The organism is Marinobacter sp. HL-58 (assembly GCF_001314605.1).
Classification (GTDB): Bacteria; Pseudomonadota; Gammaproteobacteria; order Pseudomonadales; family Oleiphilaceae; genus Marinobacter.
Window position 1 is genome coordinate 163,266 of record NZ_LIHP01000003.1, and the last position, 18,658, is coordinate 181,923.

Consider the following 18,658-nt stretch of genomic DNA (forward strand, 5'->3'; position numbering starts at 1 on the left):
AATTGCCGCCGGGGCGGTGGCAGGGCTCTAATTGCAGGTCAGTTATCCCGCTATACGGTGTAATCCTCCATTAATACTCTGTCCATATAGTTCTCGAGAGCGTAACTACGCCAATAACTATGAGGTATCAGATGAAAAACCGCTCCAGCGAACCTTCTTTCAAGGGGTCTCGACAACCAGGCTTGACCAGACCACTCAATCCGCGGTCAGCCCTGCTACCCTCCTGGCTATCCCTTTTCGGTGTTCTTTTCGCCATATCCGGGTGCAATGCCCCTGACAGCCAGATGTCTGCCAAAGACAACGCCACTGCAAACCAGCAGACCGCCTTCCGAGTACGCTCGGACTTTGCCGCATCACTGAATGCGGACAGCGGCTGGGCAGGAAAACTCAATGAAGACGTCACTGTGAAGGTGGATGAGCCCTTCCGCCTCCGCTTTGAAGTAGATAACCCCGGGAAGGCCAGCGACGGCCAATCTTTTCAGCTGCAGTCCCGTCGTAATGGCGGCGAATGGAGGCACGTCGGCGCCGAAAACTTTCCCCAGCCGGAAAAAGTACTGGAACTGGATTTCTCAGAGCCGGCCGCCCCCATGGCTGAAATCTGGCGCCTTGACAGTGGGGACGCCGCTGTCATGACGATGGCGGCGCAGGATGACGAATCCTTCCTTCAAGTGCGTGCTGATGACGACCCCATCCTGAGCATGGGGCGCTATGACACCCCATGGGAACCCATCGAATTTGCTGTCGATATGCGTCTGCCCGAAGGCGGTGATGCCGGAGCGGGCATCGTATTCGGATATGTGGACTCTGAAAACTACAATCAGGTTTACGTTGACCCCGATGGCTCCATACTCGTCCACCGCATCGTGGACGGTGAAGAATCCCTGGTCGCGAAGAGAGAGGCCAGGGTTGTCAGAGGCGACTGGTTTGAGCTGAAAATCGTCATGGCGGACGACAAGGCCTTCACCGGGGACGACGAGCCCACCAACGCGGACGCTGAGGCTTCCCTGGATAAAGATCAGGTCGTTGTTGAATATGAGCGGGGCGAAGAGGCGCTGATCTTCACAGCGGACCTTGGCGCCACCATCCCGTCATCGACGATGGGTTTCCACGTTCCCACCGGTGGCACGGTGCAGTTCGAAAAGTTTACGATCGAAGGCAAGCCGCGCACACCCCGGGTCAGCATTATGGCCAGTGAGACATTCCAACACGGCGAGCCGACCACGGATCTGCTGCCCGGGTCGAGCCAGGATTTTACTGGTGGCGCTGGCATCAGCTTTGCGGATAAAACCCCTGCCTGGTCGGGTCAACGCGGCCAGAGCGAATGGGAGTGGCCTCTGGTGATTCGGCGTTTCGCCGATGGCGCCGTTACCAACAACGACGGAGACACCTTCGAGTTCAGGATGGTCGATGCCGATGGCCAGCCACTGCAAGGCGATAACCCGACAGTCACCGCCACTGTCCCGGAAGGCCATCTTGGTGGCACCTTCGTCGAAACCCCCGCCCGTATTGGCCCCTGGCAAGCGTCTAACGGCGACCTCTATTTCGCGATGGAGCCTTCTGAAACCTATAACCTGCTGATGACCGTCAAATCCACCGATGGCGGCAAGAGCTGGACGGAAGTTGACGGCGCCAACCGGCCGGCAACGGGAGACCTGGAAGGTTTTGCCGCTACCCTGTCCGGAGACACTATTCACATGCTGCACCAGACCTCGGACGATGTCTGGCACCATGCCTTCCGTACCTCGGATCACCCGACCCAACCTGATTCCTGGGCGATTCAGGATGAACGTCTGGCATCCCCTGAAGAGCCCCCCACTCAGGTTGCCGATATCGCCGTGCGTTCCGATGGCAGCATCGTGGGTGTCTACGGCGGCCCCGAAAAAATCCACTTCAAAGTTCGTTCCCCGGACGGTCGCTGGGGAGATGAAACGGTCATTGACGAAGGCATTGCACCGGATCTGTCAGGGCCCATGATGGTGGTGGGTAAAGACGACGTGATTCATCTTGCCTACACCGGAAACGACGGTACTGCCTGGTATCGCCGGATGCTGCCCGATGGCGGACTGACGCCACGGGAGCGGCTGGCAACAGGGCTGGGAACCGACAGCGAGGATATCGGTTCGATTCTCCCGCTGGTCTATATGCCGCAGACAGATACCGTCAGTATTATTTACCGGCTTGAAACCGGCAGACTCTGGGAGCGACGTGTGGCCGGGGACGGTTCACTCAGTGAACCGGTGAAAGTCAGCGATCACAAAGTGGTTCAGAACGCGGTCGATGCAGACCAGACCGGTGCCGATGCCATTGCGGACGGAAACACCGTTCACGTTCTGTTCATTGAGGAAGAATCACGCGACCTGTTCCACACCCGCACAGACAGCGAAGGAAACTGGCAACCGGCGACCCCGCAAGTGGATAACATCAATGCCCAGTGGGTGCGTGGGGCACGGCTAACCAGCGATGGGGAGGGAAGCACCTATGGATTCGTCTACGATGCCGGCGCAGATGGTGGTTCAGGCATGAACCGGTACGGAGAGATAAAACTGGACGATAACTGATCAGTCACGGGCGAGGGAGCGCCGCACCTGGTGCGGCGCTCCATTCAGGTCAGTCGAGCTCGATATCAAACTCATAATTGTGGCGTGCCAGGGGTTCCGGGACGTCAACCTGATAGGTCTCCACCTTCATCGTACCGCCGGCCTGCAGGCTGAACACGCGGAACATGGGTGTATGGCGGCTTTCATCCGGAATCTTGGTGCGCTCCAGCGCCGGGATATGGAGATAATGAACGGAACCGATCTGCTTCGAATGGTCCACCCGCTCCATGTCCATGTGCAGATCCCCTGAAATCACGGCCGCGAGGTTTGGCTGCTCAATCACCTCACTGAAGCCCTCATGCTTGACGCCCTTGTCGGCATTTTCCGGGTAGGCACCGGCCTGTGCGGCATGGGCGATCAACAGTACCGGCTTGGCCTTCAGGTCCTGCATCTGGCTCAGCATCCATTCGACACCCTCGTCTTCGAAATCACGTCCGAAATCCGGTGATGCGAATACCAGAGCGACCGGGTCCGTTTCCATCACATAACTGGGCTCTTTCATCTCGGCCTTGTCCCGGCCCCAGCGATTGGCAAACTCCAGATAACGCTCCACGGAACTGCCATGCTCTTCGTTGCCCATGATGGGGTAAAAGGGCAGGTCCAGTTCCGATAGCACTTCAGTCGCATTTTCATACTGCACCAGGGTGCCTTTGTGGGCGATATCGCCAACGCCCACGACAAAATCCAGGTCCTGCTTCTGCGCCAGCCTGTTCACATCGTTCACGGCGGCTGCCAGCCCCGGAAACTGTGGTTCCGGCTTGGGTTCCGCATCTCCGAGCACCGCAAACCTCAGAACCACTTCGTCGGTCCCGCTGGTATCCGCCAGCACATTGCTCGTGAGCGACAGGCCCAGGATCATTGCGCTGACGGTTGTCATTCTTGCAGTAGGTTTCATCATCGTTCCTGTTGGTAGGTTTGTTTGGGGGTATGCACTCCGAACCCCAGCAACATCGAATGTCCGGTGATGTTGCGCAGGAGCCCGTTACTTGAGCTGGAAGTAGACCGGCATTGTCCAGGTCATGCGGTTATGGGCGAGATCTTCGGGCATGGCAGGCAAAGGGTCGGCGCGTTCGATCATGTCTTTCACAGCCTGATCGAGTCTGTCGTGCCCTGTCTCCCGCTCGAGGTCATAAGCGAGAACCCGGCCGCTGCGGTCAAAGGTGAAGGTCACCATGGCCATGCCTTCCTGCCCGCGACGTCGCGCCATCATCGGGTAGTCCTTGTGTTTCTCAAGCCATGCCCGTACCTCAGCCTGATAGTCCGGAGAGGCATCTCCCATGCCCCCTCCGCCACCGGGTTGTCCCTGTGCTGAGCCACCAGCCTGCCCACCAGCCTGACCGCCGGTCACGCCACCTTCCTGGCCAGCCCGGTTAGCCTCCGCGGCGGCCGCATCTTTTGCTTCGGCGGCAGCCTGTGCCAGGGCCTCTTCCTCAGCTTCGGCTTCTGCCTGTCGCTGTTCCTCCAGCTCCCGCTCTCGCGCCTTCTCGGCTTCCCGCCGTTTCTGTTCCTCAAGCGCCAGTTGTCGCTCTTTCTCCTTTTCCCTTTCTCTTGCTCGTTGTTCCGCTTGCTCCTGTTCCCTGCGCTGCTGTTCCTGGCGGACGAGTTCCTCCTCCCGCTGGCGGGCTTTTTCCTGTTCCTTTCGCAGCTCTTCCTTTCTTTGCGCTTCCTGGCGCGCGAGTTCCCGCTCCCGTTCCAGTTTCTGCTGCCGTTTCCGTTCCTTTTGCATCTCCTCTTCCCGTTCACGTTCGCGGGCTTTTTTCTTTTCACGGTCAGGCGTCCGGACTTTCGATTCCGCCACTTCTGGAAGTATCTCCGGTTCAGGCTCTGGCTCCGGCTCGGGGGGCTCCGGCAGGGGCTCTGGCTGCACCTCGGGTTCAGGAGGGGCCGCAAGGGCAATCTGGGTCGCCTGGGCAGGGGGCGCCGCCATGCTCGCTGAGGGTGTATCAGGTTGGTACTGGACAAAGCCCAATGCGTGAACAAGGCTGGCAAGTATGAAGGCGGTTACCCAATGACGGGGACGAGGCTCGAATATCATGGCTGGCTGGTCGTCAACAGGCGAATTTCGGCGACATCGGCTTCCCGCAGCGCCGTCAGCAGGCGGGTGAGCCGGTCGGCCTCCAGCTCATTGTCGGCACGCACCTGTAATGGCGCTCCAGTCTCAGATCGCTCGGCCAGATGGGCCGCCAGTTCACTTTCCTCAATAATGTCGCCATTGTAGGCCAGGCGTCCGTCGGCGGCGATCGCCAGGTACTGCGAGTCGGGCTCGCCGGAGGCGGTATGCCGGGTCTCGGGCGGAGTCACGCTGAACGGCGGTTCCTGCACCAACGCCCCGGCCAGCATGAAAAAGATCAACAACAGAAACACCACGTTGATCAGCGGCAATACATTGTCTTCGGGATTACTGCGGCGCTTGGGCAGGGGCAATAACATGTCAGTCTCCCTCGCGCCCGGATTCTCCCAGCGCCAGCGCATCAATGCCCGAGTTCGCCAGGGCATCGAATGCACCCACGACCGGGCCCAGACGCACGCCGGCCTCTGCCCGCAGGATAACGGCGGAAATGGCTTCCTCTTCGAGTTCCTTCGACAGCCGCTCTGACATCGATGGGACGTCAAGCGTCTCGCCCTCGTAGCGGAGCATGCCGTCGTCAGTCACCCGGACTTCTGCCGCCGGGGGCGCGTCGGCGTCGGCGGGGCTGCTGCCGGTTGCGAGATCCAGAATGCGCCAGTCAACCAGGCTGGAGGCAAGCATGAAAAACAGCAACAGGTTGAAGACCACATCAATCAACGGAGTCAGGCCGAGTGCGTGACGCCGCCGGGGGGCGACCTCAATATGCATTTGCAACCGCCTTCGGGCTGATGTGGTCCTGTGTCTCGGTAACGGGCGCCGGCGTCGGAGACAGGGAACGCTGGGTAAACAGACGGGTCAGTGAGTCCTGCATATCTTCATGCAACCGCTCGGTGACGCGCTCAAAATAATTAAGCAATGCCGTTGCGGGAATGGCCACCACAAGCCCGACCGCGGTAGTGAGCAGTGCCTCCCAGATACCGCCCGAAAGCACCGTTGGGTCCACCTGGCTGCCCGCGGCTTCCAGTTCGCTGAAGGCGGCGATCATGCCGATAACGGTGCCCAGCAGGCCCAATAGCGGCGAGACGGTGCTGATCACTTCCAGGGGGCGAAAATACCCGCGCAGAATGGTGATGTCCCGGGCGCCTTTGCGTGCGGTTTCTTCCCGCACCAGTGGCTCAGCCACGTTGCTACGAAAACCTTCAACGCCAATCGCAAGGGCCCGGGCAATCGGGTTGCGACGCCCGTCCAGGATTTCCAGAGTACGTTGATGATCGCCTGCCTGCCAGGCTTCAAGTGCGGGTTCCACGAACGAACGGTCCCCGATGCGCACCGACCAGAACTGCCAGGCTTTCAGCAGGGAAATGGCCAGTCCGAAAACCGACATTACTGCCAGAACCATCACTACCGGCCCGCCTAGAACGAGTATCTCTCTCAATGCGTTGAAATCCATAAACGTCGCTACCTGTTCTGTCATGGGTTAGCCTTCAGGCCTCTTTGTCGGAATCCGCGTCAATGAAGAAGGGGCCGCGCATTTCATAGGTCCGGCCGTCGGTGCTATCGCCGGCAATTCCCCGCTGGGAGCTAAAGTAAAGCCGGTTACCGTCGGGGCTGAACGCCGGTCCGGTAATTTCCGAGCCGCGCTGTCCGATTACATTGACCAGTTCAAACGGCCTGGCATCGCCGCCAACGACGACCAGGCGCATTTCGGCACCGTCTTCGGCCACTATCACATCACCACTGGAAGACACGGTGATATTGTCAACATCATCGATGCCGGGCTCGAAAATGCCGTCGGTTTTCTTGTCGTAGATCAGGTCAATCAGGTCGCGGGCCGTGTCGACCGCCCAGACCCGGTTGTCGCCCTTGGTGGTGAAGTAGACAACGCCGTCGTGGTACCAGATGCCTTCGCCGCCATCGAACTTGGTCGCCTCCGGTATCTGTTTGCGAGTTGGTAAGTCGCGCCTGTTTTCATCGCCGGTCAGGCGGGGGTTGGGGTTGGAAACTTCCTTCCAGCTCAGTGATCTGGTGCTGGCAGGATCGTCGCCCTGGACAATAGCTACCTCAAGCCGGCCATTGCGCAGGTCGGCGCGACCGCCGCTGGGGTATACGTCGGGAATGAAACGGTAGAAGTTTCCGTCACCTTCATCTTCGGTGAGGTAGATACAGCGCCCGATGGGGTCGACGGCTGCCCCCTCATGCTTGAACACGCCAAGGGCCGGCAAGGGCATGGCCAGGCGCTCGCCGGTCGGGTCGCACTCGTAGACCAGGCCACTCTCGATTTCCTCGCAACTCAGCCAGGTGCCCCACGGGGTCAGACCACCGGCGCAGTTATTGGTGGTACCACTGCAGATGGAATAGCTACTGACAATTTGGCCTTTATTGTTAAAACGCAGGGCGCCTACACCACCCTGGCGAAACGCGCCAACCTCGGCATTGGAGACATACACCCAGCCACCGTCACGCATGGGAAACGTGGCCCCGCCATCGGGCTCGCTGTGCCAGAGATAGGACGATCCCGGATGAGCTCGCTGCCCCGTGCGAGCGACTTCCCGCACGGAAAAACCCCGGGGAACCATCATTCGGGTGGCGGGATCATTCTCTACGGTAATTTCATGCAGCGTGTCAGCCAGATTCGGAATGTTGCTTACCCGGTTGCCCATGCCCATAGGCCGGGCCGAGCGCGGAGATCCGCCCCAGGCGGGTGGTCCCCAGAGACTCGGACCTATAGCAAGCACGCTGGCCGCCATCAGCCCTCGGCGAAGGAATTTCCTGCGGTTCTCGTTCGGCTCTTGCGAACGACGTTTTGCCAAGGGTGAGTAAGACATAAACCAACATCTCCGGTGAACTCAATCGTGAGTGATTAACGTGACAGGAACGATTGGAAGGCTAGACAGTGAATGTTTCATCACCGTTAACATCAGGTGACGCTACGGAGTCAGTTGCATGACATGAAAACCCACACGAAAACCTGTCACCTGACCGTCATCACTTAATAAACTTTCTGTAACCCTTTAGTCATCTCCCCTACCTATCGTCGGTCATGCCCGAATACTCCAACGTTCGGCCCCCGCCAGAATGGACTGCAGGGTTAAAACCAGACTCAGGGTAGCTGTAACCGGGCAACGGATCGCCTCTTTTGGGTCGGGGCACCGAGCTGCCCCGACTCAGCTTTCAGTCAACAAAGGTATCTGGTGACGCAACCGTCATCGCTTTATCGGGAAGACGTGCCTGCTCATCCGCGCATAACGTCAGCGACATACAGTTGGAAACACAACAGAGACAAACTTGGGAGACTTTCAATGATTATTTGGTTGGCAGGTAGGAGGCAACGCGACAAGTTCGCAATGCTTTTCATGTTCGTGGTCATTGCCTTCGGGTTGTTGACTACTCAGGCTTATGCCCAGACGAGCGGGCAACCCGATGGCGAAATTCGGGGAACGGTGTCCGATGCCACGGGTGATTTCAATTTCCCCGATGCAGAGGTGATTCTGGAAGGCCAGAATCGTACTGCTGTGACGGACCGGGGCGGACGTTTCCGGTTTGCCAACGTACCTGCGGGTGACTACACGCTGATCACCAATTACGCGGGTGCTCCACCCGAACGTCTGGCCGTGACCGTCAACTCCGGTGAAAGTGCACGGGTCAAGATCCGCATGGGCGGCAGTGAGAGTGCTCAGGATGGCAGCACCCAGCTTGAAGGTCTGCTGGTAGAAGGTGCCGCTGCTGGCCAGGCCGCGGCGATCAACCGTCGGCAGCGTGACGAAACCATCATTGATGTACTGTCCTCAGACTCTGTTGGCAACTTCCCCGACCAGAACGTAGCGGAAGCCCTGGCACGCGCTCCAGGTATATCGGTACAACGGGATCAGGGCGAAGGCCGTTTTGTAGTGATCCGGGGCATTGATCCCAACTACAACTCCACAACCATCAATGGCCAGCGCATTCCCGGGCCGGAGGCAGATTCCCGCGCGGTTAACCTGGATTCGATCGCATCAGACCTGGTCGAGTCCATCGAAATCAACAAAGCCATCACGCCTGACATGGATGGCGATGCCGTAGGCGGTAATATCGAGATCAAGACCCTGACCGCTTTCGATACTGGCGGTCGTAGCGGAAGCATAACGGCGGCGGGCAGCCACAATACGGCCCGCGACGCCACCAGCCCTGACCTTGCGGCGTCTTTTACCGACCTGTTCAGCGTCGGTGGCGGCGAGGATAACCTGGGTGTCGCCGTTGCCATCAGCCAGTTCGACCGTGACCTGGTATCCGACGGCATTGAAGGCGCCGGCTGGCCGGTTACCGAGTCCCCCCAGGGTGGCGAGTTCCGTTTCCTCGAAGAAGCCGAACAGCGTGATTATGTCCTGACTCGTAAACGCACCAGTGCTGCCGTGAACCTGGACTTCCGTCCGACTGAAGACGACGAGTACTATCTGCGCACGCTGTACAGTGAGTTTGACGATGCCGAGACCAAGCTCGAAAACGTTTACATTTTCGGCGACGGCAACCTGACCCAACTGGACAGGAATTCGGCCACCGTCGAAGACGGCGCGTTCGAAAAGAAAAGCTCCGACAGCAACAAAGCCGTTGAAATCTTCAACATTGTTGCTGGCGGCGAGCACGACTTTGCCCCCTGGACACTCGATTACAATGCCGGCTATTCACAGGCAGGCGAACAGGGTGATCAGGAAGTGGCCGGCGAGTTCCTGGCCGAGGGCGTTGATATGACCTACGACAAATCAGGGGATGATCAGCAACCAATCCTGGCCACTCAGGCCGGTGCTCGGGCCTCGGACTTTATTCTGCAGGAGACAGAAGACGAAGACGTATTCACTGAGGAGCGTGAGTTTTCCGTTGCCGCTAACATCCGTCGCGATATGGAATTCGCCAACAATCCCGGTTATGTAAAGTTCGGTTTCAAGACCCGCTTCCGGGAAAAAGAGGGTGATGAAGACATCAACATCTATGACGGCTTTGACCGTGAGTACACGCTTGCCGATTCCGGGGTCCAGGGTCCGGAAGCGGATTTCCCGCCCAGAGGCAGCTTCGGCCCCACTATCGATCCAGCAAAATTCACCGCTTTCCATAAAGCCAACCGCGCGAACTGGGATCGCAACGACGAAGACAGCGACCTCAGCAGCCTGGCTGCAGATTACGAGCTGGAAGAGGACATCTACGCAGCCTATTTGATGGCAGGCGGAGACTTCAACGACCGTCTTAAGCTGACGGGTGGCCTTCGGGTCGAGCATACCAAGTATAAAACCGCTGGCTACCAGATCTCCTTTGATGACAACGCCAATGGCGGAGACGGCGTTGCCACTCCCTCCACCGGAGGAAAGGATTACACGGACTTCTTCCCCGGCGTACACGCTCGCTACAAGCTGAGTGAGAAAATGAACCTCCGCGGTGCCATCACACGCACCATTGCGCGACCGGGCTTTGAAGACGCTGGGCCCCAGCAGGAGATTGAGATTGAAGACGCCGGTGGCGGCGAATTCGAACGTAACGCGGAGATTGGTAATCCTGACCTGGATCCGCTGCAATCCAATAACCTGGATCTCCGTTGGGAATACTTCCCGAACGGCATCAGTGTGATTACTGCGGGCGCCTTCTATAAGGACATCAACGATTTCTTCGTGTCCACGAGCGACCCGAGCCTGGCCCCGTCGCAGTTTTCGAACTTCGATGAAGTGAACCAGACCATTAACGGTAGTGATGCACAACTGTTCGGCCTGGAGTTTGGCTACACCCAGCAGTTCGCGTTCCTGCCTGCGCCCTTCGACGGCGTTCTGGTGGATGGCAGCTACACCTTCACAGACAGCGAAGCGGATTTCGAAGGCCGGGATAGCAACATCACCCTGCCCGGTCAGTCCGATCACATCGCAAGCCTGTCGGTGGGCTATGAAAAACACGGATTCAGCCTGCGGGTCTCCGGCACCTACCGTTCTGAATTCCTGGACGAAGTTGGAGACGCATCAGACCCCAGCACTGACCGTTATCAGGACGAACACATGCAACTGGACGTGACCGGCAAGTATCAGATCAACGACCACGTCCAGGTATTCGCGAATGCCATCAACATTAATGATGAGCCGCTCTATGCGTACTTCGGAGACCCGGAATTCAACTCCCAGTACGAAGAATACGGCCCGACCTATGAGGCAGGCGTTCGTGTGGACTTCTAATGCGACACTTTAAATCTTGACCACGAAAAAAGGCCCTGAAACAGGGCCTTTTTTCGTACTTCGAACACCTTTGCAAAAAGTGTTGTCTAGAAGGGTATATCATCATCAAAATCATCAACCGGCTCAGGCATGCTGCCCTGGGAGGGCTGGCTGTAACCTCCGCCACCGGATTGCTGTCCTGACTGGCTCGCAGCGGCTGCAGGCGCTGCATTGCCCGCCTGCTGTGGACGGCCTGCCGGAGCACCCTGGCTGGCACCACCGCCTTCACCACCGCGGCTGTCGAGCATCTGCATCTGGCCGTTGATGTCTACCACAACTTCAGTGGTGTAGCGGTCCTGGCCGTCCTGCCCCTGCCACTTGCGGGTTTGCAGCTTGCCTTCGATGTACACCTTGGAGCCCTTGCGCAGGTACTGGCCGGCAACTTCGGCAATCTTGCCGAACATCACGATCCGGTGCCATTCAGTTTTCGGCACCAGCTGGCCGGTCTGCCTGTCCTTGTAGCTTTCATCGGTTGCAAGGTTCAGGTTCACCACCGCATTGCCATTGGGGGTATAGCGGGTTTCCGGGTCCTGTCCCAGGTTCCCGATCAGAATAACCTTGTTTACGCCTCGTGCCATGATCTGCTCCTGACTCTGTTTTCAGGGATAGCCTGCATTCCCTGCAGGCCTCCGGATTTCAAGAACTGCTACCCTGCCGGACAAATGAAAAGTCCGCAAGCGACAGTTCATCAAATTTGTGACGATCCACTTTCAGGTAGGCTGTTTCCGCCTCTTCCAGGATGACCACATCCTGCACCCCGGGAAGCCTCCTCAGCGCATCGTCGACATCATCAAACTGGCTGTGCGCCACGTGCTGTAACTGTACCACGAAACTGGCGGTGTAACCCGGGCTTGGCATGGTCAGAGCCACTGCGAGCCAGAGCAGCAAAACAACAACCATGAACCACAGCACCCCCTGCAGTCCGGCAAACTCCAGAAGCAGCCCGCCCATTGCACCGCCCAGAAATGCCCCGAAAAACTGCGACGTGGAATACACCCCCATGGCCGTACCCTTCGCTGCCGCAGGCGACTCTTTGCTCACCAGTGACGGCAAGCTGGCTTCCAGCAGGTTGAATGCCATAAAGAAAAAGAACAACACACCCCACGCGGCCGCCAGATTTCCCGATAAACCGCCGATGGCCGCCGTTGAAATCGCCAGCAAGGCAATGGCACCACAAAGAACCGGCTTCATCCTGCGTTTTTTCTCGCCGATAATGATAAACGGCACCATGGCGAAAAACGAGGTCACCATGACCGTCAGGTAGAACCACCAGTGGGAGGAAGACGGCAGTCCCAGCCCGTCCTGAAGCAGGGTCGGGAACACCAGAAAAATGGCCGTCAGCACCAGGTGCAGGGCAAAAATCCCGAAATCCAGCCGGACCAGTCGCTTGTCCGATATCACCTTGCCCAGCATTGCCCGGGCCGGATGGGTATCGGCGCTGGACTTGTGTTCATGGGGCGTTGGCACCAGGCGACTGACAATCACCATGGCCAGAATGGCCAGAACCGCAGTGGTGTAAAAAATCCCCGACAGCCCAAACACCGCCCCCAGCAACGGACCGGCGACCAGGGATACGGAAAAGGAAAGGCCAATGGAGATACCGACGGTTGCCATGGCCTTGGTGCGTTCTTCCTCGCGGGTCAGGTCACTGAGCAGTGCCATCAATACACTGGCGATGGCTCCGGCACCCTGAAGAATCCGCCCGGCGATCACGACGTATATGGAGTCTGTGGCGGCGGCCAGGATACTGCCTGCAGCGAACAGTACCAGGCCGATGTAGATCATGCGCTTTCGACCCACCCGGTCTGACAGCATACCGAACGGGATCTGCAGCAATGCCTGGCTGAGCCCGTAAGCGCCAATGGCGAGGCCAATCAGGGTCGGGGTTGCCCCCTTCAGATCGCTACCGAGAAGGACGAACACCGGCATAACCATGAAAAGCCCGAGCATCCTCATGGCATACACGGATGCCAGTGCTGCAACGGAGCGTCTTTCCAATGAGTTCATGGGCTGCCTGGCCTGCTGGAGGTTCCGGAAACATGGGGGCAGAAGGGTCACCAACCCTTCGCGAAATCGCCGCGCATTGTAACAGAAGCCACACAGGCAGGGCATATTGCATTTAAGTTCTGAAAAGCGCTCCGGCCTTGGCCGGCCGGGGCCCAAACACGGTATAATTTCCGTTTTTTCCGACAGCGAGGTGTTATGGATCATATCCAGATCAAAGGGGCGCGAACCCACAACCTGAAAAACATTGACCTGGATATGCCGCGGGACAAGTTGATCGTGATCACCGGGCTTTCCGGTTCCGGCAAATCGTCCCTTGCCTTTGATACCCTGTACGCCGAGGGCCAGCGACGGTATGTGGAATCCCTGTCCACCTATGCCCGCCAGTTCCTCTCGATGATGGAAAAGCCGGATGTGGACCACATCGAGGGTCTGTCCCCGGCCATTTCCATCGAGCAGAAAAGCACCTCCCACAACCCCCGCTCTACCGTCGGCACCATTACGGAAATCTATGACTACCTCCGCCTGCTGTTTGCACGCGCCGGTGAGCCCCGCTGCCCCGATCACGACCAGCCCCTGGAAGCTCAGACGGTGAGCCAGATGGTGGACCAGGTGCTGGCAATGCCGGAAGACAGCAAGCTGATGATCCTTGCCCCGGTGATCCGGGACCGGAAGGGGGAACACCACCATGTCATCGATACCATGCGAAGCCAGGGCTTCATCCGCCTGCGCGTGGATGGCCGGGTTTACGATATCGACGACGTTCCGCCCCTGGACAAGAAACGCAAGCACCAGATTGACGTGGTGGTAGACCGTTTCAAGGTCAAACCGGGTCTTGAACAGCGGCTTGCAGAAAGTTTTGAAACCGCCCTTGGTCTGGCCGATGGCATCGCCCTTGTTGCCCCCATGGACAACGAAGGTGAAGAACACACCTTTTCCGCCCGCTATGCCTGCACCCAGTGTGGCTACGCCATCAGTGAGCTGGAGCCGCGGCTGTTTTCCTTCAACAACCCGGCAGGCGCCTGTCCCACCTGCGATGGCCTGGGCGTGAAACAGTTCTTTGATGCCGAGAAAATAGTCCAGCACCCCGAAGCCACCCTTGCCGAAGGCGCGATCAAGGGCTGGGACCGCCGGGCCGTCTACTATTTCCAGATGCTGACCAGCGTTGCCGAACACTACGGTGTTGATATGGACACCCCATGGGACGACCTGCCCGAGGACTTCCGGCAGGTGCTGCTCTACGGCTCCGGCACCGAAGACATCCCGTTCCGCTACGTAAATTCCCGCGGCCACATCATGGAGAAGGCACACCCCTTCGAGGGCATTCTTCCCAACCTTGAGCGCCGCTACCGGGAAACCGAATCACAGAGCATGCGGGAAGAACTGGCCCACAACCTGAGCACCCAGCCCTGCAAGGAATGCGGCGGCTCACGCCTCAGGCGCAGCGCCCGCCATGTGTTCATCGAGAAAAACAACATCTCGGACGTGACGCACATGCCCGTCGGTGACGCCCATGAATACTTCGGCCAGCTCGCCCTGCCCGGTCGCAAAGGCGAAATCGCCGAAAAGATCCTCAAGGAAGTTCGCCAGCGGCTGCAGTTCCTGGTCAATGTGGGGCTTGAGTACCTGACCCTGGAACGCAGCGCCGATACCCTCTCCGGTGGCGAAGCCCAGCGTATCCGCCTGGCCAGCCAGATTGGCGCCGGCCTTGTAGGCGTCATGTACATTCTCGACGAGCCCTCCATTGGTTTGCACCAGCGTGACAACGACCGGCTCCTGGCCACCCTGTTCCACCTCCGGGACCTGGGCAACACCGTGATCGTCGTGGAGCATGATGAGGACGCCATCCGTTCCGCGGATCATGTCATCGACATCGGGCCGGGTGCAGGCGTTCACGGCGGCCATATCATCGCCCAGGGCACCCCGGAAGACATCATTGCGTCCGAGGACTCGCTCACCGGCCAATACCTCTGTGGCAAGAAAGCAATCGCCATCCCAGAAAACCGCCACAGCAGCAACGGCAAGAGCCTCGTGCTCAAAGGCGCTACCGGCAATAATCTGCGTGACGTAACACTCACCCTGCCCCTGGGCGTGATGACCTGCGTAACCGGCGTTTCCGGGTCCGGCAAATCAACGCTGATCAACAGCACGCTTTACCCGGTCTGCGCAGCGAAGCTGAACAAGGCAACCAGCCTTACCCACGCACCCTATGAATCCCTGAAAGGCCTCGACCAGCTCGACAAGGTCATCGATATTGACCAGAGCCCCATCGGCCGAACACCACGCTCAAACCCGGCCACCTACACCGGTCTGTTTACGCCAATCCGGGAACTGTTTTCCGGCACCCAGGAAGCCCGGTCCCGAGGCTACAAGCCCGGGCGTTTCAGCTTCAACGTCAAAGGCGGGCGCTGCGAAGCCTGCCATGGCGATGGGGTCATAAAGGTAGAAATGCACTTCCTGCCAGACGTCTACGTGCCTTGCGATGTCTGCAAGGGCAAGCGCTACAACCGGGAAACCCTCGAGGTTCGCTACAAGGGCAAGAGCATTCACGAAGTGCTTGAGATGACCGTTGAGGAAGCCCGTGAATTCTTCGACCCCGTGCCCTTCCTGGCCCGCAAACTGCAAACCCTGATGGATGTCGGCCTTTCCTACATCCGCCTGGGCCAGAGCGCCGTGACCCTCTCCGGTGGCGAAGCCCAGCGTGTGAAACTGGCCAAGGAACTCTCCAAGCGCGATACCGGCAAGACCCTCTATATTCTTGACGAACCAACCACCGGCCTGCATTTCTATGACATTCAACAATTACTGACGGTACTTCAGAGATTGCGGGATCACGGCAACACCATCGTGGTCATCGAGCACAACCTGGACGTCATCAAGACAGCAGACTGGATTATCGATCTCGGGCCCGAGGGTGGCTCCGGTGGCGGCATGATTGTCGCTGAAGGAACGCCGGAAGAAGTCGCAGAGGCCGAAGGTTCACATACCGGACGCTATCTGAAAGGGGTATTGGCCGGAAAATAAAAAGAGATAAGCCCCGGAGAAAACACAGTAAGGCTATACTCCCGAGGCCGGAACGGCCAGGGGCTGGAGGTAAGTTTTCTGGAGGAAAAAGGTGTCTGAGCGAAGCGAGTTCTTTTTCTGAAGAAAACTTACCTCCAGCCCCTGGCCAGGCACCAAATCCAGTCATAAAAAAAACCGGAGCGTTCAGGCCCCGGTTTTTTTATGACTCGGCAAAGAGATTAATCTTCGCTTTCGTCAACTTCTTCAGCTTCGATGTCCAGCGGACGACCGACCAGCTCTACGAATGCCATCGGGGCATTGTCGCCGGCGCGGAAGCCACACTTCAGAATACGAAGGTAACCACCCGGACGCTCGCTGTAACGGGGGCCAAGCTCGTTAAACAACTTGGCAACCGCCGCATCGTCGCGCAGGCGTGAGAACGCCAGACGACGATTCGCGACCGAATCATTTTTTGCGAGCGTGATCAAAGGCTCGGCTACCCGGCGAAGCTCTTTCGCCTTGGGGAGCGTTGTCTTGATCAGCTCGTGATCAACCAGTGACGCAGTCATGTTCCGAAACATGGCCTTGCGATGCGCACTGGTCCTGCTGAACTTACGACCACTCTTACGATGACGCATTGCTCTGATTCCTTACCTTAAACTAATCGGCGATTAACCGCCCAATACCCGGTCGTCGCCCCGAAGGCTAGCCGGCGGCCAGTTATCAAGACGCATACCCAATGACAGACCGCGGGACGCGAGCACGTCCTTGATCTCGGTAAGCGACTTTTTACCAAGGTTAGGCGTCTTCAGCAGCTCAACTTCTGTGCGCTGGATCAGATCGCCGATGTAGTAAATATTCTCAGCCTTCAAGCAGTTAGCTGAACGCACTGTCAATTCCAGATCATCCACCGGGCGCAGGAGAATCGGATCGATTTCTTCCTCTTCCTCAACACGCTCAGGCTCTTTCTCGTGATCGAAATCAACAAACACAGCCAGTTGCTGCTGGAGAATGGTTGCTGCCCGGCGAATCGCTTCCTCCGGATCAATCGTACCGTTGGTCTCCAGATCAATAACCAGCTTGTCCAGATCTGTGCGCTGCTCAACCCGCGCGCTTTCCACGGCATATGCAACACGACGGACCGGACTGAAGGTTGCGTCCAGTTGCAGGCGTCCAATGGCGCGAGTCTCGTCCTCGTCCAGACCCCGCTGATCGGCTGGCTCGTAGCCGCGACCACGGGCAACCTTCAGACGCATGTTCACTTCACCCTTATCACTCAGGTGGCAGATGACATGTTCCGGGTTGGTGATCTCGACATCGTGATCCAGCTTGATATCACCGGCAGTGACAACGCCCGGGCCTTTCTTGCTGAGGGTTACCTCGGCATCGTCCCGGCCGCCCATTTTCACGGCCACGCCCTTGAGATTCAGAAGAATTTCAATGACGTCTTCCTGAACACCTTCGATCGCGCTGTACTCATGCAGAACACCGTCAATCTGTGCCTCGGTAATGGCACAGCCCGGCATTGAGGACAAGAGTATACGACGCAGTGCGCTGCCCAGGGTGTGGCCGAAACCTCTTTCCAGAGGCTCCAGTGTCACCTTGGCGCGCATGGCGCTTGATTCTTTCACGTCAATGGTACGAGGTGTCAATAACTCATGTACTGAACGCTGCATAGACGCCCCTAATTGCTCTCGTTGCTAACTGGGCTTTACTTGGAGTAAAGCTCGACGATGAGGTTCTCGTTGATGTCGGCCGGCAATTCAGTGCGCTCTGGCACTGACCTGTAAACGCCGGACATCTTGCTGGCGTCGACCTCTACCCAGCTCACCGGTGCGCGGCTGGAAGACAGATCCAGTGCGCCTTTAACGCGAAGCTGGTTTTTTGCCTTCTCACGCACGCTCACAACATCACCTGGCTTGACCTGATAAGACGGGATGTTCACCAGCTTATCGTTGACCAGGATCGCTTTGTGAGAAACGAGCTGACGGGACTCAGCACGGGTAGAACCAAAACCCATGCGATATACAACGTTATCAAGACGGCCTTCCAGCAGCTGCAACAGGTTCTCACCGGTTGCACCCTTGATGCGGGCGGCCTCTTTGTAATAGTTGCGGAACTGCTTTTCCAGTACGCCGTAGATACGACGGACCTTCTGCTTTTCACGAAGCTGTACGCCATATTCGGACAGACGACCGCGACGCGCGCCGTGCATACCCGGCGGAGTCTCGATGTTGCACTTTGAATCGAGCGCGCGAACACCGCTCTTCAGAAAAAGATCTGTCCCTTCACGACGAGACAGCTTGCACTTCGGGCCTATGTAACGAGCCATAATTCACTGTCTCCTGTGTTAGACGCGGCGCTTTTTGGGCGGACGACAACCGTTATGGGGAATCGGCGTCACATCAGTGATGTTTGTGATCTTGTACCCGCAGCCATTCAGCGCGCGTACAGCGGATTCACGTCCGGGCCCCGGACCTTTAACCTCTACGTCCAGGTTTTTAAGGCCGTATTCAGCAGCCGCATTACCGGCTCTTTCAGCTGCTACCTGCGCAGCAAAAGGTGTGCTCTTGCGTGACCCACGAAAACCGGAACCACCGGAGGTGGCCCAGGACAATACGTTGCCCTGACGGTCAGAAATGGTCACGATCGTGTTGTTGAAGGACGCGTGAATGTGCGCGACGCCATCAACAACCGTCTTTTTCACCTTTTTACGGGTACGTGTACCTGGCTTTGCCATGTTTGCCTACCTGTTACTTACGAAT

Annotated in this window: 15 protein-coding genes; 3 read left to right on the top strand and 12 right to left on the bottom strand. The window is 58.0% G+C overall.

What is annotated here, in order from left to right; all coding sequences use genetic code 11:
• The first annotated feature begins 284 nt into the window (after nucleotides 1–284).
• Nucleotides 285–2,558, top strand: a complete 2,274-nt coding sequence (locus HLUCCO03_RS03730; RefSeq protein ID WP_051603771.1) for a sialidase family protein — start codon at nucleotides 285–287, stop codon at nucleotides 2,556–2,558.
• A gap of 49 nt (nucleotides 2,559–2,607) precedes the next feature.
• On the opposite strand, the gene HLUCCO03_RS03735 is transcribed toward HLUCCO03_RS03730, so the two are convergent.
• From HLUCCO03_RS03735 to HLUCCO03_RS03760, 6 genes are all read right to left on the bottom strand, one after another.
• Nucleotides 2,608–3,492: a metallophosphoesterase gene (locus HLUCCO03_RS03735; RefSeq protein WP_036197260.1), complete on the bottom strand. Its 885-nt coding sequence runs from the start codon at nucleotides 3,490–3,492 to the stop codon at nucleotides 2,608–2,610.
• 87 nt (nucleotides 3,493–3,579) lie between these two features.
• Entirely contained in the window at nucleotides 3,580–4,632 is a 1,053-nt protein-coding gene (gene tolA / locus HLUCCO03_RS03740; protein ID WP_051603770.1) for a cell envelope integrity protein TolA, read from the bottom strand.
• On the bottom strand, nucleotides 4,629–5,027 hold the full coding sequence (locus HLUCCO03_RS03745) for a biopolymer transporter ExbD (RefSeq protein ID WP_027830899.1): 399 nt from the start codon (nucleotides 5,025–5,027) through the stop codon (nucleotides 4,629–4,631). Before HLUCCO03_RS03745 ends, tolA begins: the two co-directional genes overlap by 4 nt.
• A gap of 1 nt (nucleotide 5,028) precedes the next feature.
• On the bottom strand, nucleotides 5,029–5,433 hold the full coding sequence (locus HLUCCO03_RS03750) for a biopolymer transporter ExbD (protein WP_027830898.1): 405 nt from the start codon (nucleotides 5,431–5,433) through the stop codon (nucleotides 5,029–5,031).
• Nucleotides 5,423–6,139, bottom strand: coding sequence for a MotA/TolQ/ExbB proton channel family protein (locus tag HLUCCO03_RS03755; protein WP_197025640.1), 717 nt, complete (start codon nucleotides 6,137–6,139; stop codon nucleotides 5,423–5,425). Before HLUCCO03_RS03755 ends, HLUCCO03_RS03750 begins: the two co-directional genes overlap by 11 nt.
• 10 nt (nucleotides 6,140–6,149) lie before the next feature.
• Nucleotides 6,150–7,490: an alkaline phosphatase PhoX gene (locus HLUCCO03_RS03760; RefSeq protein WP_081813494.1), complete on the bottom strand. Its 1,341-nt coding sequence runs from the start codon at nucleotides 7,488–7,490 to the stop codon at nucleotides 6,150–6,152.
• Between the two features lie 474 nt (nucleotides 7,491–7,964).
• Here HLUCCO03_RS03760 and HLUCCO03_RS03765 point away from each other — a divergent pair, with 474 nt between their 5' ends.
• Complete coding sequence (locus HLUCCO03_RS03765; RefSeq protein ID WP_081813493.1) at nucleotides 7,965–10,847, top strand: TonB-dependent receptor; 2,883 nt, start codon at nucleotides 7,965–7,967, stop codon at nucleotides 10,845–10,847.
• An 86-nt stretch (nucleotides 10,848–10,933) separates the two neighbouring features.
• Here the strand turns inward: HLUCCO03_RS03765 and ssb are convergent, their stop codons facing one another.
• Both ssb and HLUCCO03_RS03775 read right to left on the bottom strand, forming a co-directional pair.
• Nucleotides 10,934–11,464: a single-stranded DNA-binding protein gene (gene ssb, locus HLUCCO03_RS03770; RefSeq protein WP_027830896.1), complete on the bottom strand. Its 531-nt coding sequence runs from the start codon at nucleotides 11,462–11,464 to the stop codon at nucleotides 10,934–10,936.
• Between the two features lie 58 nt (nucleotides 11,465–11,522).
• On the bottom strand, nucleotides 11,523–12,893 hold the full coding sequence (locus HLUCCO03_RS03775) for an MFS transporter (protein ID WP_027830895.1): 1,371 nt from the start codon (nucleotides 12,891–12,893) through the stop codon (nucleotides 11,523–11,525).
• Nucleotides 12,894–13,088: 195 nt separating this feature from the next.
• On the opposite strand from HLUCCO03_RS03775, the gene uvrA reads away from it, so the two are divergent.
• Nucleotides 13,089–15,914 (top strand): excinuclease ABC subunit UvrA, encoded by a 2,826-nt coding sequence (gene uvrA / locus HLUCCO03_RS03780; protein ID WP_027830894.1) that lies wholly within the window; start codon nucleotides 13,089–13,091, stop codon nucleotides 15,912–15,914.
• Nucleotides 15,915–16,132: 218 nt separating this feature from the next.
• Here uvrA and rplQ read toward each other — a convergent pair whose 3' ends face one another.
• The 4 genes from rplQ to rpsK are packed head-to-tail and all read right to left on the bottom strand — an operon-like array spanning nucleotide 16,133 to nucleotide 18,633.
• Nucleotides 16,133–16,531: a 50S ribosomal protein L17 gene (gene rplQ, locus HLUCCO03_RS03785; RefSeq protein WP_027830893.1), complete on the bottom strand. Its 399-nt coding sequence runs from the start codon at nucleotides 16,529–16,531 to the stop codon at nucleotides 16,133–16,135.
• A gap of 33 nt (nucleotides 16,532–16,564) precedes the next feature.
• Entirely contained in the window at nucleotides 16,565–17,569 is a 1,005-nt protein-coding gene (rpoA, locus tag HLUCCO03_RS03790; protein WP_027830892.1) for a DNA-directed RNA polymerase subunit alpha, read from the bottom strand.
• 35 nt (nucleotides 17,570–17,604) lie between these two features.
• Nucleotides 17,605–18,225, bottom strand: a complete 621-nt coding sequence (rpsD, locus tag HLUCCO03_RS03795) for a 30S ribosomal protein S4 (RefSeq protein ID WP_027830891.1) — start codon at nucleotides 18,223–18,225, stop codon at nucleotides 17,605–17,607.
• Between the two features lie 18 nt (nucleotides 18,226–18,243).
• Nucleotides 18,244–18,633, bottom strand: a complete 390-nt coding sequence (gene rpsK, locus HLUCCO03_RS03800; protein WP_004580767.1) for a 30S ribosomal protein S11 — start codon at nucleotides 18,631–18,633, stop codon at nucleotides 18,244–18,246.
• Nucleotides 18,634–18,658 lie beyond the last annotated feature (25 nt).